Raw genomic sequence first — 18248 nt, forward strand, 5'->3', positions numbered from 1 at the left:
GTGCAATGAGACAAGCCCTTTTCTGGTTCACCAGGGTCCAAAGTGATAGCATATCATGAATCTTCCTCCCTTTGATGTCGAATGCTTATGTCTATACAGAACGAAATGCCTGGTTACAACGAGATGAACCAGTATCTGAACCAACAAGGGACAGGTCTGACCCCTGCTGAAATGCATGGTTTAATCAGCGGGATGCTTTGCGGTGGCAATGATGACAGCTCATGGCTGCCGCTGCTTCATGACCTGACGAACGAAGGCATGGCTTTCGGTCATGAGCTGGCACAGGCATTGCGTAAAATGCACTCTGCTACCAGCGATGCCCTGCAAGATGACGGCTTCCTTTTTCAGCTTTATCTGCCTGATGGCGATGATGTCAGCGTTTTCGATCGCGCTGATGCACTGGCAGGCTGGGTAAATCACTTCCTGCTTGGTCTTGGCGTCACACAACCGAAGCTCGACAAAGTGACCGGTGAAACCGGTGAAGCTATTGACGATTTGCGTAACATTGCACAACTGGGCTACGACGAAGACGAAGATCAGGAAGAGCTGGAAATGTCCCTCGAAGAGATCATTGAATACGTTCGTGTTGCTGCGCTGTTATGTCACGACACCTTTACCCATCCGCAACCGACCGCGCCAGAAGTACAAAAGCCGACTCTACACTAAAAACAAAAAACGTAAGGAGAGTGTTATGAGTGAGATATCTCAGCAAGAATTTCAGCGCCGCCGCCAGGCTTTACTGGCGCAAATGCAACCTGCCAGCGCCGCGCTGATTTTCGCAGCGCCAGAAGTGACCCGTAGCGCCGACAGCGAATATCCCTATCGTCAAAACAGCGACTTCTGGTACTTCACTGGCTTTAATGAGCCAGAAGCAGTGCTGGTGCTGATTAAAAGCGATGACACTCATAACCACAGCGTTCTGTTTAACCGCGTTCGCGACCTGACGGCAGAGATCTGGTTTGGCCGTCGCCTGGGGCAAGATGCCGCACCGGAAAAACTAGGCGTTGACCGCGCACTGGCGTTCAGCGAAATCAATCAGCAACTTTATCAACTACTTAACGGTCTGGATGTGGTTTACCATGCCCAGGGCGAACATGCGTATGCTGATGAAATAGTGAACAGTGCACTGGAAAAACTGCGTAAAGGCTCGCGGCAAAATCTCACCGCTCCGGCAACGATGATCGACTGGCGCCCTGTTGTTCATGAAATGCGCCTGTTCAAATCGCCAGAAGAGATTGCCGTACTTCGCCGCGCTGGTGAAATCACCGCACTGGCGCACACTCGGGCGATGGAAAAATGCCGTCCAGGAATGTTTGAGTACCATCTGGAAGGCGAAATTCACCACGAATTTAACCGCCACGGCGCACGTTATCCTTCCTACAACACCATTGTCGGCAGCGGTGAAAATGGCTGCATTTTGCATTACACCGAAAACGAGTGTGAACTGCGCGACGGCGATCTGGTGTTGATTGACGCGGGGTGTGAATATAAAGGTTACGCTGGCGATATTACCCGCACCTTCCCGGTCAATGGCAAATTCACTCAGGCACAGCGTGAAATCTACGACATTGTGCTGGAGTCTCTTGAAACCAGTTTGCGCCTGTATCGTCCGGGAACCTCCATTCAGGAAGTCACGGGTGAAGTGGTGCGTATCATGATTAGCGGCCTGGTAAAACTGGGGATCCTGAAAGGTGACGTCGATGAACTGATCGCCCAAAATGCCCATCGTCCTTTCTTTATGCATGGCCTTAGCCACTGGTTAGGTCTGGATGTTCATGATGTGGGTGTTTATGGTCAGGATCGCTCGCGCATTCTTGAACCGGGTATGGCTTTGACCGTAGAGCCGGGGTTGTATATCGCGCCGGATGCAGATGTGCCGGAACAATATCGCGGTATCGGCATTCGTATTGAAGACGATATTGTGATTACTGAAACCGGTAACGAAAACCTCACCGCCAGCGTGGTGAAAAAGCCGGAAGAAATCGAAGCATTGATGGCGGCCGCGAGAAAGCAATGAGCGTAATCATCGTCGGTGGCGGCATGGCTGGCGCGACGCTGGCGCTGGCTATTTCCCGGTTAAGTCACGGGGCGCTGCCGGTACATCTGATTGAAGCGACTGCACCGGAATCACATGTTCATCCTGGCTTTGATGGCCGAGCTATTGCGCTGGCGGCGGGCACCTGCCAGCAACTGGCGCGCATCGGCGTCTGGCAATCTCTGGCTGATTGCGCAACTGCCATCACCACTGTTCATGTCAGCGATTGCGGTCATGCTGGATTCGTCACCCTCGCCGCAGAAGATTATCAACTGGCGGCACTGGGGCAGGTTGTTGAGTTGCACAATGTCGGGCAACGGCTGTTTACATTGTTGCGCAAAGCGCCTGGCGTGACGCTGCACTGTCCGGATCGCGTTGCTAACGTTTCTCGTACTCAGGATAACGTTGCCGTAACGCTGGAGAGTGGCGAGACGCTGACGGGGCGTGTGCTGGTTGCGGCTGATGGTACGCATTCAGCATTAGCGACCACCTGCGGCGTTGACTGGCAGCAAGAGCCTTACGAACAACTGGCAGTGATTGCTAATGTTGCTACCTCTGTTGCGCATGAAGGCCGTGCTTTTGAGCGCTTTACGCAATATGGCCCGCTGGCGATGTTGCCGATGTCTGGCGGACGTTGTTCGCTGGTCTGGTGTCACCCGCTGGAACGGGGCGATGAGGTCATGGCGTGGAGCGACGAGACGTTTTGCCGTGAACTCCAGTCCGCTTTTGGCTGGCGTCTGGGGCAAATTACCCACGCCGGTAAACGCAGTGCTTATCCGCTGGCGTTAACCCGCGCCGCTAAACCCATTACCCATCGCACCGTGCTGGTGGGTAATGCAGCGCAAACCCTGCATCCGATTGCCGGACAAGGATTTAACCTCGGTATGCGTGATGTTATGAGCCTTGCAGAAACCCTGACTCAGGCGCAAGAACGTGGTGAAGACATTGGTGATTACGGCGTATTGTGCCGCTACCAGCAGCGTCGGCAGAGCGATCGCGAAGCGACTATCGGCGTTACGGACAGTCTGGTGCATCTTTTTGCCAACCGTTGGGTGCCGCTGGTTGTCGGGCGCAACCTCGGGCTGATGGCGATGGAATTATTCACTCCGGCACGCGATGTGCTGACGCAGCGCACCCTCGGTTGGGTGGCGCGTTGAAGGCGGTTTTAAGGAATAAACAATGCAAAGTGTTGATGTAGCCATTGTTGGCGGCGGCATGGTGGGGCTGGCGGTTGCCTGCGGCTTACAGGGGAGCGGCTTACGCGTCGCCGTACTGGAACAGCGTGTACCGGAACCTCTGGCGGCGGATGCACCACCACAACTGCGCGTTTCGGCTATCAATGCCGCCAGCGAAAAATTACTCATCCGTCTTGGCATCTGGCAGGACATTCTCTCCCGTAGAGCCAGTTGCTATCACGGTATGGAAGTGTGGGATAAAGACAGTTTTGGTCACATCTCTTTTGACGATCAAAGCATGGGCTATAGCCATCTTGGGCATATTGTTGAAAACGCAGTGATTCACTACGCGCTGTGGAACAAAGCGCAACAGTCGTCAGATATCACCCTGTTTGCCCCTGCAGAATTACAGCAAGTCGCCAGGGGGGAAAACGAAACCTTCCTGACGCTGAAAGACGGCAGCATGTTAACGGCGCGTCTGGTGATTGGCGCGGACGGGGCAAATTCCTGGTTGCGCAACAAAGCCGATATCCCGCTGACTTTCTGGGATTATCAGCATCACGCGCTGGTAGCGACCATTCGTACTGAAGAACCACATGAAGCGGTGGCGCGCCAGGTTTTCCACGGTGAAGGCATTCTGGCTTTTTTGCCGCTGAGCGATCCGCATCTTTGCTCGATTGTCTGGTCATTACCTCCTCAGGAGGCGCAGCGGATGCAGCAGGCGAGCGAAGATGAATTTAATCGCGCATTAAATATCGCTTTTGATAATCGCCTGGGCTTATGCAAGGTTGAGAGCGAGCGTCAGGTGTTCCCGTTGACGGGGCGTTATGCCCGCCAGTTTGCCGCTCACCGCCTGGCGTTGGTGGGCGACGCCGCGCATACCATTCACCCGCTGGCGGGGCAGGGGGTGAATCTCGGCTTTATGGATGCCGCAGAGCTGATTGCCGAACTGAAACGTCTGCACCGTCAGGGCAAAGACATCGGGCAGTACATTTACTTGCGTCGCTATGAACGCAGCCGCAAGCACAGTGCGGCGCTGATGCTGGCAAGTATGCAAGGATTCCGCGATCTCTTTTCCGGAGCTAATCCGGCGAAAAAACTGCTGCGCGATATTGGTTTGAAACTGGCCGACACGCTGCCTGGCGTTAAGCCGCAGCTTATTCGTCAGGCAATGGGGTTAAATGATTTGCCTGAATGGTTGCGTTAAAAATTTCTCCTCTGTTGTTTATTTGATACCCATCACACTTTAATCTCCCGGTTTTTCTGTCGGGAGATTTTCCTCATTTGAAATAAACTAATTTCACCTTCAATTTCGCATTATATTTTCTAATGTTACGATTTTTTGATTTAGTGATTTTTGACATATTTTCAGTTCTTAATATTGCTTTATCCAAATTCAATTTCTTAATGCATTGTATTTATATAAAAATAAAATCAATTTTTGGTTTTTTATTCTGTTGAGATTTTTGCGTTTTTTAACCATAAGCTAATGTGATGATCAATTTTACCTTATGGTTAACCGTCTATTTCGGTGGTAAGTTCAGAGAAAAGAGAACGATTGCGTTGGGGACCGGGAGTGGCTCCGATGCTGGGTTTCGTGGTGATAATTTCACTGTGAAAAAGTTGTCAGCCCCGCTTATTCAATGAGGACAAGATGGCACAACAGACTCCTTTGTACGAACAACACACGCTTTGCGGCGCACGCATGGTGGATTTCCATGGCTGGATGATGCCGCTGCATTACGGTTCGCAAATCGACGAACATCATGCGGTACGAACCGATGCCGGAATGTTTGATGTGTCGCATATGACCATCGTCGATCTCCGCGGCAGCCGCACCCGGGAGTTTCTGCGTTATCTGCTGGCGAACGATGTGGCGAAGCTCACCAAAAGTGGCAAAGCGCTCTACTCCGGGATGTTGAATGCCTCTGGCGGAGTGATAGATGACCTGATCGTTTACTACTTCACTGAAGATTTCTTCCGCCTCGTTGTTAACTCCGCCACCCGCGAAAAAGACCTCTCCTGGATAACCCAACACGCTGAACCCTTCGGCATTGAAATTACCGTTCGTGATGACCTTTCCATGATTGCCGTACAAGGGCCGAATGCTCAGGTAAAAGCTGCCACACTGTTTAATGACGCCCAGCGTCAGGCGGTGGAAGGCATGAAGCCGTTCTTTGGCGTGCAGGCGGGCGATCTGTTTATTGCCACCACCGGTTATACCGGCGAAGCGGGCTATGAAATTGCGCTGCCAAATGAAAAAGCAGCAGATTTCTGGCGTGCGCTGGTGGAAGCGGGCATTAAGCCATGCGGTCTGGGTGCGCGTGATACGCTGCGTCTGGAAGCGGGCATGAATCTTTATGGTCAGGAGATGGACGAAACCATCTCGCCGCTGGCAGCCAACATGGGCTGGACCATCGCCTGGGAACCGACTGACCGTGACTTCATCGGTCGTGAAGCCCTGGAAGTGCAGCGTGAACATGGCACAGAGAAACTGGTTGGTCTGGTGATGACCGAAAAAGGTGTGCTGCGTAATGAACTGCCGGTGCGTTTTACCGACGCGCAGGGTAATCAGCATGAAGGCATTATTACCAGCGGGACTTTCTCCCCAACGCTGGGTTACAGCATTGCGCTGGCGCGTGTGCCGGAAGGCATTGGCGAAACGGCGATTGTGCAAATTCGCAACCGTGAAATGCCGGTAAAAGTGACTAAACCTGTTTTTGTGCGTAACGGCAAAGCCGTCGCGTGATTTACTTTTTTGGAGATTGATTGATGAGCAACGTACCAGCAGAACTGAAATACAGCAAAGAACACGAATGGCTGCGTAAAGAAGCTGACGGCACTTACACCGTTGGCATCACCGAGCATGCTCAGGAACTGTTAGGCGATATGGTGTTTGTTGACCTGCCGGAAGTGGGCGCAACGGTAAGCGCGGGCGATGACTGCGCGGTTGCCGAATCAGTAAAAGCGGCGTCAGACATTTATGCGCCAGTAAGTGGTGAAATCGTAGCGGTGAACGACGCACTGAGCGACTCCCCGGAGCTGGTAAACAGCGAGCCATACACTGGCGGCTGGATCTTTAAAATCAAAGCCAGCGATGAAAGCGAACTGGAATCACTGCTGGACGCCACCGCATACGAAGCATTGTTAGAAGACGAGTAATAGCTTTATCCCTCTTCTTTGGGAGAGGGGCAGGGTGAGGAAAATTTACGCCTCACCCTTACTCTCTTCGCAAGAAGGGAGGTTCACAATTCACTGCACGTTTCAGGAACCATCGCTCATGACACAGACGTTAAGCCAGCTTGAAAACAGCGGCGCTTTTATTGAACGCCATATCGGACCGGACGCCGCGCAACAGCAAGAAATGCTGAATGCCGTTGGCGCACAATCGTTAAACGCGCTGATCGGCCAGATTGTGCCGAAAGATATTCAGCTTGCGACCCCGCCGCAGGTTGGCGCACCGGCGACCGAATACGCCGCGCTGGCGGAACTCAAGGCTATTGCCAGTCGCAATAAACGCTTCACGTCTTACATCGGCATGGGTTACACCGCCGTGCAGTTGCCGCCGGTTATTCTGCGCAACATGCTGGAAAATCCGGGCTGGTATACCGCGTATACCCCGTATCAGCCTGAAGTCTCCCAGGGCCGCCTCGAAGCCCTGCTCAACTTCCAGCAGGTAACGTTGGATCTGACCGGGCTGGATATGGCTTCGGCGTCTCTGCTGGACGAAGCTACTGCTGCCGCTGAAGCAATGGCGATGGCTAAACGCGTCAGCAAACTGAAAAATGCCAATCGCTTCTTCGTTGCTTCTGACGTTCATCCGCAAACGCTGGATGTGGTTCGCACCCGTGCAGAAACCTTTGGTTTTGAAGTGATTGTCGATGACGCGCAAAAAGTGCTCGATCATCAGGAAGTGTTCGGCGTGCTGTTACAGCAGGTTGGCACTACCGGTGAAATCCACGATTACACAACGCTTATCAGCGAACTGAAATCACGCAAAATTGTGGTCAGTGTTGCCGCTGACATTATGGCACTGGTGCTGCTTACTGCACCGGGCAAACAGGGTGCGGATATTGTCTTTGGTTCGGCGCAACGCTTCGGTGTGCCGATGGGCTACGGTGGCCCGCACGCGGCCTTCTTTGCGGCGAAAGATGAATATAAACGTTCTATGCCGGGCCGTATTATTGGTGTATCGAAAGATGCCGCAGGCAATACCGCGCTGCGAATGGCGATGCAGACTCGCGAACAACATATTCGCCGCGAGAAAGCGAACTCCAACATTTGTACTTCCCAGGTACAGCTGGCAAACATCGCCAGCCTGTATGCCGTTTATCACGGTCCGGTTGGCCTGAAACGCATCGCTAACCGCATTCATCGTCTGACCGATATTCTGGCTGCTGGCCTGCAACAAAAAGGTCTGAAGCTGCGCCATGCGTACTATTTCGACACGTTGTGTGTAGACGTAGCCGACAAAGCAGGCGTGCTGGCGCGTGCCGAAGCGGCTGAAATCAACCTGCGTAGCGACATTCTGAACGCCGTGGGGGTCACCCTTGATGAAACCACGACGCGTGAAAACGTGATGCAGCTTTTCAGCGTGCTGCTGGGCGATAATCACGGGCTGGATATCGACACGCTGGACAAAGACGTGGCTCACGACAGCCGCTCTATCCAGCCTGCAATGTTGCGCGACGATGAAATCCTGACGCACCCGGTATTTAATCGCTACCACAGCGAAACCGAAATGATGCGCTATATGCATTCGCTGGAGCGTAAAGATCTGGCGCTGAATCAGGCGATGATCCCGCTGGGTTCCTGCACCATGAAACTGAACGCCGCCGCCGAGATGATCCCGATCACCTGGCCGGAGTTTGCTGAACTGCACCCGTTCTGCCCACCGGAGCAGGCCGAAGGTTATCAGCAGATGATTGCGCAACTGGCTGACTGGCTGGTCAAACTGACTGGTTATGACACCGTCTGTATGCAGCCGAACTCCGGTGCTCAGGGTGAATACGCGGGCCTGCTGGCGATTCGTCATTACCATGAAAGCCGCAACGAAGGGCATCGTGATATCTGCCTGATCCCGGCATCTGCCCACGGGACTAACCCAGCTTCTGCGCATATGGCGGGAATGCAGGTGGTGGTCGTGGCATGTGATAAAAACGGCAATATCGATTTGACTGACCTGCGCGCGAAAGCGGAACAGGCTGGCGATAATCTCTCCTGCATCATGGTGACTTATCCATCCACCCACGGTGTGTACGAAGAAACAATCCGTGAAGTGTGTGAAATCGTGCATCAGTTTGGCGGTCAGGTTTACCTTGATGGCGCAAACATGAATGCCCAGGTCGGCATCACTTCACCGGGCTTTATTGGTGCGGACGTTTCGCACCTCAACCTGCATAAAACTTTCTGTATTCCGCACGGCGGTGGCGGCCCGGGTATGGGGCCGATCGGCGTGAAATCGCATCTGGCACCGTTTGTGCCGGGTCATAGCGTGGTACAAATCGAAGGCATGTTAACCCGTCAGGGCGCGGTTTCTGCGGCACCGTTCGGTAGTGCATCCATTCTGCCAATCAGTTGGATGTACATTCGCATGATGGGCGCAGAAGGGCTTAAAAAAGCAAGCCAGGTAGCAATTCTTAACGCCAACTATATTGCCAGCCGCCTGCAGGATGCCTTCCCGGTGCTGTATACCGGTCGCGATGGTCGCGTGGCGCACGAATGTATTCTCGATATTCGTCCGCTGAAAGAAGAAACCGGCATCAGCGAGCTGGATATAGCCAAACGTCTGATCGACTACGGTTTCCACGCGCCGACAATGTCATTCCCGGTTGCGGGGACGCTGATGGTGGAACCGACTGAATCCGAAAGCAAAGTGGAACTGGATCGCTTTATTGACGCGATGCTGGCTATCCGTGCGGAAATTGACCAGGTGAAAGCCGGAGTCTGGCCGCTGGAAGATAACCCGTTGATAAACGCGCCGCACATTCAGAACGAACTGGTTGCTGAGTGGGGGCATCCGTACAGCCGTGAAATTGCGGTGTTCCCGGCAGGCGTGGCAGACAAATACTGGCCGATGGTGAAACGTCTGGACGATGTTTACGGTGACCGTAACCTGTTCTGTTCCTGCGTACCGATTAGCGAATACCAGTAATTAACTGATTTGACTATCTTCTAAAGGCGCTTCGGCGCCTTTTTAGTTTGTTAATAAGGTGCGCTTTGTGTGTCGGATGAAGCGTAAATACAAAATCTTGGAGTTCAATATATGACAGGAGCTCCAGGCCTGATGAGCGGGGCGCATCAGGCACATCGGCTAATTAAAGTTTCTCGCCGTTGCTGGCGATCACCTCTTTGTACCAGTTAAAGCTCTTCTTACGTGAACGCGACATATCACCAGTACCGTCGTCATGCTTATTCACATAGATAAAACCGTAGCGTTTGCTGTACTGCCCGGTGGTGAATGATACGCAGTCGATGCAGCCCCACGGCGTGTAGCCCATCAGATCGACGCCATCGTAAGTCACCGCTTTTTTCATCTCTTCAATGTGGGCGCGCAGGTAATCAATGCGGTAGTCATCGTTGATGCTGCCGTCCTCTTCTACTTTATCGTAAGCGCCAAAACCGTTTTCGACGATAAATAGAGGCTTCTGATAACGCTCATACAGTTCGCAGAGCGCGTAACGCAGACCCACCGGATCAATCTGCCAGCCCCAGTCAGAGGCTTTCACATATGGGTTCGGCACGCTGCCTTCGAAACCAGAAATCGCATCACCGGTGCCGCCTTCGGCTTTTACCGCGTTGGTCATGTAATAGCTGAAGCCGAGATAATCGCAGGTGCCTTCGCGCAGTACATTCAGATCGCCATCTTCCATTTTGATGTTAAATCCGCGACGCTCCCACTCGTTCAACACATAGGACGGGTAATAGCCGCGCAGTTGCACATCGGTAAAGACATAACGTTCGCGCATCGATTCCTGGGCGAACATCACATCGTCCGGGTTACAGGAGTAAGGATAAAGTGGCACCATTGCCAGCATACAACCGACTTTCATCTCCGGGTTGATGCGACGTGCCGCTTTCACCGCCAGGGCGCTGGCAACAAACTGATGATGCAGCACCTGGTACATCGTCTCTTCTGGATTTTCATGTTCGGTATAAACCACGCCAGAGCAGCAATAGCCAAACAGCGGTGCGCGCCAGTTACGCTGGTTGTTAATCTCGTTGAAGGTCATCCAGTATTTGACTTTGTGCTTATAGCGTTCAAACACCACTTCAGCAAAACGTACAAAGAAATCAACCACCTTACGGTTGGTCCAACTGCCGTATTGCTGCACCAGATGTAGCGGCATTTCAAAGTGAGAAAGGGTGATCACCGGTTCAATGTTGTATTTCAGCAGTTCATCGAACAGGGCGTCGTAAAACTTCAGCCCTTCTTCATTAGGCTGGGCTTCATCGCCTTTCGGGAAAATGCGCGTCCAGGCGATGGAAGTACGAAAACATTTGAAGCCCATTTCGGCAAACAGCTTGATGTCTTCCTTATAGTGACCATAAAAATCTACCGCTTCATGGTTCGGATAGTATTTGCCTGGCAAGACTTCTTTGGTGATTTCGCGCGGTACGCCGTGTGCGCCGCCGGTCAGAACGTCACAAATGCTTGGCCCTTTGCCGCCTTTGTTCCAGCCGCCTTCGACCTGATGGGCGGCAACTGCGCCGCCCCATAAGAAATCTTTCGGTAAGGTGAGTTTTTTCACTATCATAGGCTCCAAATGAGTCAATTCTTACAGGAAATATTACCATGCAGCCAAACGACATCACTTTTTTTCAACGTTTCCAGGATGACATTCTGGCTGGGCGTAAAACCATCACCATCCGTGACGAATCTGAATCGCACTTTAAAACGGGCGATGTACTTCGCGTCGGACGCTTTGAAGATGATGGCTATTTTTGCACTATTGAAGTCACCGCAACTTCAACAGTGACGCTGGATACTCTCACAGAAAAACATGCGCAACAGGAAAATATGACTCTGGCTGAACTGAAAAAGGTCATTGCTGACATCTATCCCGGTCAGACGCAGTTTTATGTAATTGAATTTAAATGCCTTTAAGTTGAACTAACGCCTGTTAGCTGAAACTTTATATTTAATTTCATGATTTTTCGGAGATTACTCTCAAATCAGAATTTATTTTAGCTAACAGGTGTTCACTGGAACTATTCTCAGTTACGCTGGAGTTGCAATCACGCGCGTGGACGTTCTCCGGAGTAAGTTATGGTTCAGAAGCCCCTCTCTAAACAGGGATATTCGCTGGCAGAGGAAATTGCCAATAGTGTCAGTCATGGTATCGGACTGGTGTTTGGCATTGTCGGGCTGGTGTTACTACTGGTTCAGGCTGTTGATCTCAACGCCAGCGCCACGGCGATAACCAGTTATAGCCTCTATGGCGGTAGTATGATCCTGCTGTTTCTGGCCTCGACGCTGTATCACGCTATTCCCCATCAACGGGCAAAAATGTGGCTGAAGAAATTTGACCACTGCGCCATTTATCTGTTGATTGCCGGAACTTACACACCTTTTTTGCTGGTGGGGCTGGATTCACCGCTGGCGCGCGGGCTGATGATTGTTATCTGGAGCATGGCGCTGCTGGGGATTCTGTTCAAGCTGACCATCGCGCACCGATTTAAAATATTATCGCTGGTGACCTATCTGGCTATGGGCTGGTTGTCGCTGGTGGTTATTTATGAAATGGCAGTGAAGCTCGCGGCGGGCAGCGTTACCTTACTGGCGGTAGGCGGCGTGGTTTACTCGCTTGGCGTAATTTTCTACGTCTGCAAACGCATCCCATACAACCATGCCATCTGGCACGGATTTGTGCTCGGCGGCAGCGTGTGCCATTTCCTGGCGATCTATTTGTATATTGGGCAGGCGTAATTGGCGCACAACCGCCGGATACGGCGAAAACGCCTTATCCGGCTTACGGGTAGCGTGCCCATTGTGAAAACAGATACCCACTCCCATGCCTGATAAGACGTGTCAGCGCCGCATCAGGCAATAGATGCCAGGAGCGATACAGAGATTTACTCTTCCAGCGAATAAGGTAGCGGCTCGATATGCAGCGTATTCGCATCGTCACGAACGCGGAAGATGCTGTCCGGCTCCATATCGTTATTCATGACTACCTGAACCACGACATGACCATCGTCCAGTTTTACCGCCGCCAGTACGGTTCCGGTACGACGCCAGTTCTCGCCCATTTTCAGTTCTAAGTCTTCACCCACTTCCGGCACACGGCTGGCACTACCCGCCAGCAACCAGAGTGCACGTTTGTTGGCACCGCGGAATTTAGCTCGTGCCACCATCTCTTGTCCGGTGTAGCAACCCTTCTTAAAGCTGATCCCACCCAGCGCCTGAATATTCGTCGCTTGTGGGATAAACTGCCCACTGTTGGCCGCGTCAATCACCGGGAAACCCGCTTCAATATTCAACGCCAGCCACTGTTGGCTATTGTTCAACTCCGCTTCACCGCGAAGTTTATCGGTCAGCATATTGGCGGTGGCTTCATCGGTGACGATCAGAAAACGCTCTGCCGGATGTTCAAACCAAAGTAGGGTTGTCGCGCCTTCTCTGACTACCTGTTTTTCCTGAGTCGGCAGCTCACTGAAAAGATTCGCTAACGCGGCGCGCGCCTGGAACCCGGCAACACCGAGCAGTACACGTTCATCGTCCGGGACGATAGTCACTTTAGAGAAGACCGCATATTTTTTCAGTTCGGTAAGCTGGTTGTCGCGCACGCTGCGACGTTCAATCCAGGCAAAACCGTCGCCGTCGCGGAACAGACGTAAATTGCTCCACATCTTACCTTTGGCATCGCAGTGCGCGGCAAGCAGATGCTGGTCTTCGGTCATCTGGCTGACATCTGCCGTTACCTGGCCCTGCATATATTTTTCGCTATCTGCGCCGGTAATGGTGGCAAGCGCCCAATCATCAAGCGTCATCAACGTCAGCGGTAAACGGGCAGAAGCCGTGGGCTGACGGGGAGGAAAAGGTGTAAAAGCCATAATGGAGTCCTGTTTTACAAACGGCGTAATTAATGACTAATGGTAAAAGAGCTATGGGGCATTGCAAGTGCTTTCACTACGCGATCCGTGCCTTCTGATTCGCTTTGCGAGATGACTTCCAAAAAAATGAAGCCATTGAATTGTTGTGGATTAATTTCGCGATCGCGATTGTGTTTACCGATATTCCCGCAAAAGAAGTCGAAAAACACGTTACAATATCCTGGTACTGGATTTTCGTGAGACAGGAAGAAAATGGATATTAACAACAAAGCCCGCATTCATTGGGCATGCCGCCGCGGTATGCGTGAACTCGATATTTCAATCATGCCGTTTTTCGAACATGAGTACGACAGCTTAAGCGATGACGAAAAACGCATCTTTATTCGTCTGCTGGAATGCGACGATCCGGACCTGTTCAACTGGCTGATGAATCATGGTAAACCTGCCGATGCAGAACTGGAAATGATGGTCAGACTCATTCAGACACGGAACCGGGATCGTGGTCCTGTGGCAATCTGAATTACGCGTCTCCTGGCGCGCGCAGTGGCTTTCCCTGCTGATTCATGGGCTGGTTGCCGCAGTTATTTTACTCATGCCATGGCCACTTAGTTACACCCCGCTATGGCTGGTGTTGCTTTCGCTGGTGGTGTTTGATTGCGTTCGCAGCCAGCGACGCATTAATTCCCGTCAGGGAGAGATTCGCCTGCTGATGGATGGGCGTTTACGTTGGCAAGGACAGGAATGGAGCATCGTCAAAACGCCGTGGATGATTAAAAGCGGCATGATGTTACGTTTACGTTCTGATAGCGGCAAACGTCAGCATTTGTGGCTGGCAGCAGACAGCATGGACGAAGCCGAATGGCGTGATTTACGGCGAATTTTGTTACAGCAAGAGATACGATGACGGCGAAGCAAATACGCTAAGCCGTCAGGGAAATCAGGCGTAGTGTTCCGCCATTTCATTTAGAATTTGCTCGCACCAGCTCTGAATACGCTCATCGCTGAGGTCATACTGGTTGGTTTCATCCAGCGCCAGGCCGACAAACAGTTGTCCGTCAGCAATAACGGGTTTCGGGCTGGTGAATTCATATCCTTCCGTTGGCCAGTAACCGACGAACTTCACGCCTTTGGTTGAGAGTTTGTCATGCAGCATTCCGAGCGCATCGAGGAACCACTCGCCATACCCGAGTTGATCGCCCAGCCCATACAGCGCAACAATTTTACCTTCGAGGTTCAGGTCGTCGAGCTGATCCCAGACGGCCTCCCAATCCTCCTGGATTTCACCAAAATCCCAGGTCGGAATTCCCAGAATGAGCACATCGTATTGCTCCATTAATTTAGGGGAGTCGTCCTTGAGGTTATGTAAGGTCACCAGTTCTGGACCGATAATATCGCGGATTTTTTCCGCCGCCATTTCGGTGTAACAGGTGCTGGAACCGTAAAAAAGACCCATATTCATAACGTAAGCTTCTCGATTCTGCTGTGGCTTTTGCGGCTAGTGTATCAGAATCGTTTTAGTCACGGCACAATAAGGCATAATGCATCAAACGAGAAATGTAAGGGGCGCAAGTGAAACAAGATTTGGCACGCATCGAGCAATTTCTTGATGCCCTGTGGCTGGAAAAAAATCTGGCAGAAAATACGTTGAACGCATATCGCCGCGATCTGTCAATGATGGTGGAGTGGTTGCATCATCGTGGGCTAACGCTGGCAACGGCGCAAAGCGGTGACTTACAGGCATTATTGGCAGAACGGCTGGAGGGTGGGTATAAAGCCACCAGTTCAGCCCGTTTATTGAGTGCGGTGCGCCGATTGTTCCAGTATCTTTACCGCGAAAAGTTTCGTGAAGACGATCCCAGTGCGCATCTTGCTTCACCGAAATTACCCCAGCGCTTACCGAAAGATTTAAGTGAAGCGCAGGTCGAAAGGTTATTGCAGGCACCGCTGGTGGATCAGCCACTGGAACTGCGTGACAAAGCGATGCTCGAAGTGTTGTATGCTACCGGGTTGCGCGTTTCTGAACTTGTCGGTCTGACGATGAGTGATATCAGCTTGCGTCAGGGGGTGGTGCGGGTAATAGGTAAAGGCAACAAAGAGCGACTGGTGCCGTTAGGTGAAGAGGCGGTCTACTGGCTGGAAACCTATCTGGAACATGGGCGACCGTGGTTGTTAAACGGTGTGTCGATTGACGTACTGTTTCCCAGCCAGCGCGCGCAGCAAATGACGCGGCAGACTTTCTGGCATCGCATTAAACACTATGCTGTGCTGGCGGGGATCGACAGCGAAAAGTTATCGCCGCACGTGTTGCGTCACGCCTTTGCCACCCATTTGTTAAATCATGGTGCGGATTTACGTGTGGTGCAGATGTTGCTGGGTCACAGTGATCTCTCCACGACTCAAATTTATACGCATGTCGCCACTGAGCGTCTGCGGCAACTTCATCAACAGCATCACCCGCGGGCGTGATAGCTGAAAAGAACAGGATGATTTATGAAGAAAGGTTTTATGTTGTTTACTTTGTTGGCGACGTTTTCTGGCTTTGTTCAGGCGGATGACGCGGCAATACAACAAACGTTAGCTAAAATGGGCATCAAAAGCAGCGATATTCAGCCCGCGCCCGTTGCTGGTATGAAAACAGTGCTAACTAACAGCGGCGTGCTGTATATCACCGATGACGGTAAACACATCATTCAGGGGCCAATGTATGATGTTAGCGGCGTGGCACCGGTCAACGTCACCAACCAGATGCTGTTAAAGCAACTGAATGCGCTGGAAAAAGAGATGATTATCTACAAAGCGCCGCAAGAAAAGCACGTCATCACCGTGTTTACCGACATTACCTGCGGTTACTGCCACAAACTGCATGAGCAGATGGCTGACTACAACGCGCTGGGGATCACCGTGCGTTATCTCGCGTTCCCGCGTCAGGGGCTGGAAAGCCAGGCGGAGCAACAAATGAAAGCCATTTGGTGTGCAAAAGATAAAAACAAAGCCTTTGATGACGTAATGGCAGGCAAAGCCGTTACTCCGGCAAGTTGCGATATCGATATTGCCGACCATTACGCACTTGGCGTACAGCTTGGTGTTAGTGGTACTCCGGCGGTTGTGCTGAATAACGGTACTCTGGTGCCGGGCTACCAGCCGCCGAAAGAGATGAAAGCATTCCTCGACGAACATCAAAAAATGACCAGCGGTAAATAATTCGCGTGAAACAACAGATACAACTTCGTCGTCGTGAAGTCGACGAAACGGCAGACTTGCCCGCTGACCTGCCCCCCTTGCTGCGCCGTTTATACGCCAGTCGGGGCGTGCGCAGCGCGCAGGAACTGGAGCGCAGTGTTAAAGGTATGTTGCCCTGGCAGCAACTGAGCGGTGTCGAAAAGGCTGTTGAGATCCTTTACAACGCTTTTCGTGAAGGAACGCGGATTATTGTGGTCGGGGATTTCGACGCCGACGGAGCCACCAGCACAGCCCTTAGCGTGCTGGCGATGCGTTCTCTCGGCTGTGACAACATCGACTATCTGGTGCCAAACCGTTTTGAAGACGGTTATGGTTTAAGTCCGGAAGTGGTCGATCAAGCTTATGCGCGTGGTGCGCAGTTGATTGTAACGGTTGATAACGGTATTTCTTCCCACGCAGGTGTTGAACACGCTCGCTCGCTGGGCATTCCGGTTATTGTTACCGATCACCATTTACCCGGCGAAACGTTACCCGCGGCGGAAGCCATTATTAATCCCAATTTGCGTGACTGCGAGTTCCCGTCAAAATCACTGGCAGGCGTTGGTGTGGCCTTTTATCTGATGCTGGCGTTACGCACCTTTTTGCGTGATCAGGGATGGTTTGATGAGCGTGGCATCGCAATCCCCAATTTGGCGGAATTGCTGGATCTGGTCGCTCTGGGGACTGTGGCGGATGTTGTGCCACTGGACGCCAATAACCGCATCCTGACCTGGCAAGGGATGAGCCGTATTCGTGCCGGGAAGTGCCGACCGGGGATTAAAGCTCTGCTGGAAGTGGCAAATCGCGATCCGCAAAAACTCGCTGCCAGCGATTTAGGTTTTGCGCTGGGGCCGCGTCTCAATGCTGCCGGGCGACTGGATGATATGTCCGTTGGCGTGGCGTTGCTGCTTTGCGACAACCTCGGTGAGGCGCGCGTTCTGGCCAATGAGCTTGATGCGTTAAACCAGACACGTAAAGAGATCGAACAGGGAATGCAGGTCGAAGCATTGACCCTGTGTGAGCAACTGGAGCGTAGTCGCGATACACTGCCCGGCGGGCTGGCAATGTATCACCCTGAATGGCATCAGGGCGTCGTTGGTATTCTGGCTTCGCGCATCAAAGAGCGTTTTCATCGTCCGGTTATCGCCTTTGCGCCTGCAGGTGATGGTACGCTGAAAGGTTCCGGTCGCTCCATTCAGGGACTGCATATGCGCGATGCGCTGGAGCGGTTAGACACGCTCTACCCTGGCATGATGCTCAAGTTTGGCGGTCATGCGATGGCGGCAGGATTGTCGCTGGAAGAGGATAAATTTGAACTCTTTCAGCAACGCTTTGGCGAGCTGGTTACCGAGTGGCTTGATCCTTCTTTATTGCAAGGCGAAGTTGTGTCAGACGGCCCGTTAAGTGCAGCGGAGATGACAATGGAAGTCGCGCAACTGCTGCGTGATGCCGGTCCGTGGGGGCAGATGTTCCCGGAACCGCTGTTTGACGGCCATTTCCGCCTGCTGCAACAGCGCCTGGTGGGGGAGCGCCATCTGAAGGTTATGGTTGAACCGGTCGGCGGCGGCCCGCTACTGGATGGTATTGCGTTTAACGTTGATACGGCTCTTTGGCCAGATAACGGCGTGCGCGAAGTGCAACTGGCTTACAAACTGGATATCAACGAGTTTCGCGGCAACCGCAATCTACAGATTATCATCGATAATATCTGGCCAATTTAGCGTCATCTTCTCTATAAAAAAGAGTGTGGATTGGGTACAATC

General features: G+C 52.2%; 18 protein-coding genes. 14 read left to right on the forward strand and 4 right to left on the reverse strand.

What is annotated here, in order from left to right; translation table 11 throughout:
- Positions 1 to 87: 87 nt before the first annotated feature.
- Genes ygfB through ubiI form a run of 4 tightly spaced genes read left to right on the forward strand, consistent with a single transcriptional unit; the run spans position 88 to position 4417 of the window.
- Positions 88 to 666 (forward strand): UPF0149 family protein YgfB, encoded by a 579-nt coding sequence (gene ygfB / locus C1192_RS21075; RefSeq protein WP_001517036.1) that lies wholly within the window; start codon positions 88 to 90, stop codon positions 664 to 666.
- Positions 667 to 691: 25 nt separating this feature from the next.
- Positions 692 to 2017 (forward strand): Xaa-Pro aminopeptidase, encoded by a 1326-nt coding sequence (pepP, locus tag C1192_RS21080; RefSeq protein ID WP_038355439.1) that lies wholly within the window; start codon positions 692 to 694, stop codon positions 2015 to 2017.
- Positions 2014 to 3192, forward strand: a complete 1179-nt coding sequence (gene ubiH / locus C1192_RS21085) for a 2-octaprenyl-6-methoxyphenyl hydroxylase (RefSeq protein ID WP_016262508.1) — start codon at positions 2014 to 2016, stop codon at positions 3190 to 3192. The genes pepP and ubiH overlap by 4 nt, the downstream gene beginning before the upstream one ends.
- 22 nt (positions 3193 to 3214) lie before the next feature.
- Positions 3215 to 4417 (forward strand): FAD-dependent 2-octaprenylphenol hydroxylase, encoded by a 1203-nt coding sequence (ubiI, locus tag C1192_RS21090; RefSeq protein ID WP_038355438.1) that lies wholly within the window; start codon positions 3215 to 3217, stop codon positions 4415 to 4417.
- Positions 4418 to 4490: 73 nt separating this feature from the next.
- Here ubiI and C1192_RS25200 read toward each other — a convergent pair whose 3' ends face one another.
- Positions 4491 to 4574, reverse strand: a complete 84-nt coding sequence (locus tag C1192_RS25200; RefSeq protein WP_122983120.1) for a hypothetical protein — start codon at positions 4572 to 4574, stop codon at positions 4491 to 4493.
- A 290-nt stretch (positions 4575 to 4864) separates the two neighbouring features.
- On the opposite strand from C1192_RS25200, the gene gcvT reads away from it, so the two are divergent.
- The 3 genes from gcvT (at position 4865) to gcvP (ending at position 9364) form a co-directional block, all read left to right on the forward strand.
- A complete protein-coding gene (gene gcvT, locus C1192_RS21095; protein WP_038355437.1) occupies positions 4865 to 5959 on the forward strand; it encodes a glycine cleavage system aminomethyltransferase GcvT in 1095 nt (364 codons plus the stop codon).
- A gap of 23 nt (positions 5960 to 5982) precedes the next feature.
- A complete protein-coding gene (gcvH, locus tag C1192_RS21100; protein WP_000073211.1) occupies positions 5983 to 6372 on the forward strand; it encodes a glycine cleavage system protein GcvH in 390 nt (129 codons plus the stop codon).
- A 118-nt stretch (positions 6373 to 6490) separates the two neighbouring features.
- Positions 6491 to 9364 (forward strand): aminomethyl-transferring glycine dehydrogenase, encoded by a 2874-nt coding sequence (gcvP, locus tag C1192_RS21105; RefSeq protein ID WP_038355436.1) that lies wholly within the window; start codon positions 6491 to 6493, stop codon positions 9362 to 9364.
- Positions 9365 to 9527: 163 nt separating this feature from the next.
- Here gcvP and bglA read toward each other — a convergent pair whose 3' ends face one another.
- A complete protein-coding gene (gene bglA / locus C1192_RS21110; RefSeq protein WP_001517031.1) occupies positions 9528 to 10961 on the reverse strand; it encodes a 6-phospho-beta-glucosidase BglA in 1434 nt (477 codons plus the stop codon).
- 44 nt (positions 10962 to 11005) lie between these two features.
- On the opposite strand from bglA, the gene yqfB reads away from it, so the two are divergent.
- Positions 11006 to 11317: a N(4)-acetylcytidine aminohydrolase gene (gene yqfB / locus C1192_RS21115; protein ID WP_001182960.1), complete on the forward strand. Its 312-nt coding sequence runs from the start codon at positions 11006 to 11008 to the stop codon at positions 11315 to 11317.
- 162 nt (positions 11318 to 11479) lie between these two features.
- Positions 11480 to 12139, forward strand: coding sequence for a PAQR family membrane homeostasis protein TrhA (trhA, locus tag C1192_RS21120; RefSeq protein ID WP_001517030.1), 660 nt, complete (start codon positions 11480 to 11482; stop codon positions 12137 to 12139).
- 146 nt (positions 12140 to 12285) lie between these two features.
- Here trhA and ygfZ read toward each other — a convergent pair whose 3' ends face one another.
- Positions 12286 to 13266, reverse strand: coding sequence for a tRNA-modifying protein YgfZ (ygfZ, locus tag C1192_RS21125; RefSeq protein ID WP_000886070.1), 981 nt, complete (start codon positions 13264 to 13266; stop codon positions 12286 to 12288).
- 252 nt (positions 13267 to 13518) lie between these two features.
- Between ygfZ and sdhE the strand changes: the two genes are divergently transcribed.
- Positions 13519 to 13785 carry an FAD assembly factor SdhE gene (gene sdhE, locus C1192_RS21135; RefSeq protein ID WP_000354045.1) on the forward strand — a complete coding sequence of 89 codons (267 nt, stop codon included), beginning with the start codon at positions 13519 to 13521 and terminating at the stop codon, positions 13783 to 13785.
- The gene (locus C1192_RS21140) at positions 13766 to 14170 is read left to right on the forward strand and encodes a protein YgfX (RefSeq protein WP_000244789.1); all 405 of its coding nucleotides are present in this window, start codon (positions 13766 to 13768) and stop codon (positions 14168 to 14170) included. Before sdhE ends, C1192_RS21140 begins: the two co-directional genes overlap by 20 nt.
- Before the next feature lie 33 nt (positions 14171 to 14203).
- Here C1192_RS21140 and fldB read toward each other — a convergent pair whose 3' ends face one another.
- A complete protein-coding gene (gene fldB, locus C1192_RS21145) occupies positions 14204 to 14725 on the reverse strand; it encodes a flavodoxin FldB (RefSeq protein WP_001055874.1) in 522 nt (173 codons plus the stop codon).
- 110 nt (positions 14726 to 14835) lie between these two features.
- Between fldB and xerD the strand changes: the two genes are divergently transcribed.
- From xerD to recJ, 3 genes are read left to right on the forward strand one after another with little or no spacing between them, the layout of a single operon-like run.
- On the forward strand, positions 14836 to 15732 hold the full coding sequence (xerD, locus tag C1192_RS21150; protein ID WP_000806649.1) for a site-specific tyrosine recombinase XerD: 897 nt from the start codon (positions 14836 to 14838) through the stop codon (positions 15730 to 15732).
- 24 nt (positions 15733 to 15756) lie between these two features.
- Positions 15757 to 16467, forward strand: a complete 711-nt coding sequence (gene dsbC / locus C1192_RS21155) for a bifunctional protein-disulfide isomerase/oxidoreductase DsbC (RefSeq protein ID WP_000715232.1) — start codon at positions 15757 to 15759, stop codon at positions 16465 to 16467.
- 5 nt (positions 16468 to 16472) lie between these two features.
- Positions 16473 to 18206, forward strand: coding sequence for a single-stranded-DNA-specific exonuclease RecJ (gene recJ / locus C1192_RS21160; RefSeq protein WP_038355435.1), 1734 nt, complete (start codon positions 16473 to 16475; stop codon positions 18204 to 18206).
- Positions 18207 to 18248: the final 42 nt, after the last annotated feature.

Source organism: Escherichia marmotae (assembly GCF_002900365.1).
Taxonomy (GTDB): Bacteria; Pseudomonadota; Gammaproteobacteria; order Enterobacterales; family Enterobacteriaceae; genus Escherichia; species Escherichia marmotae.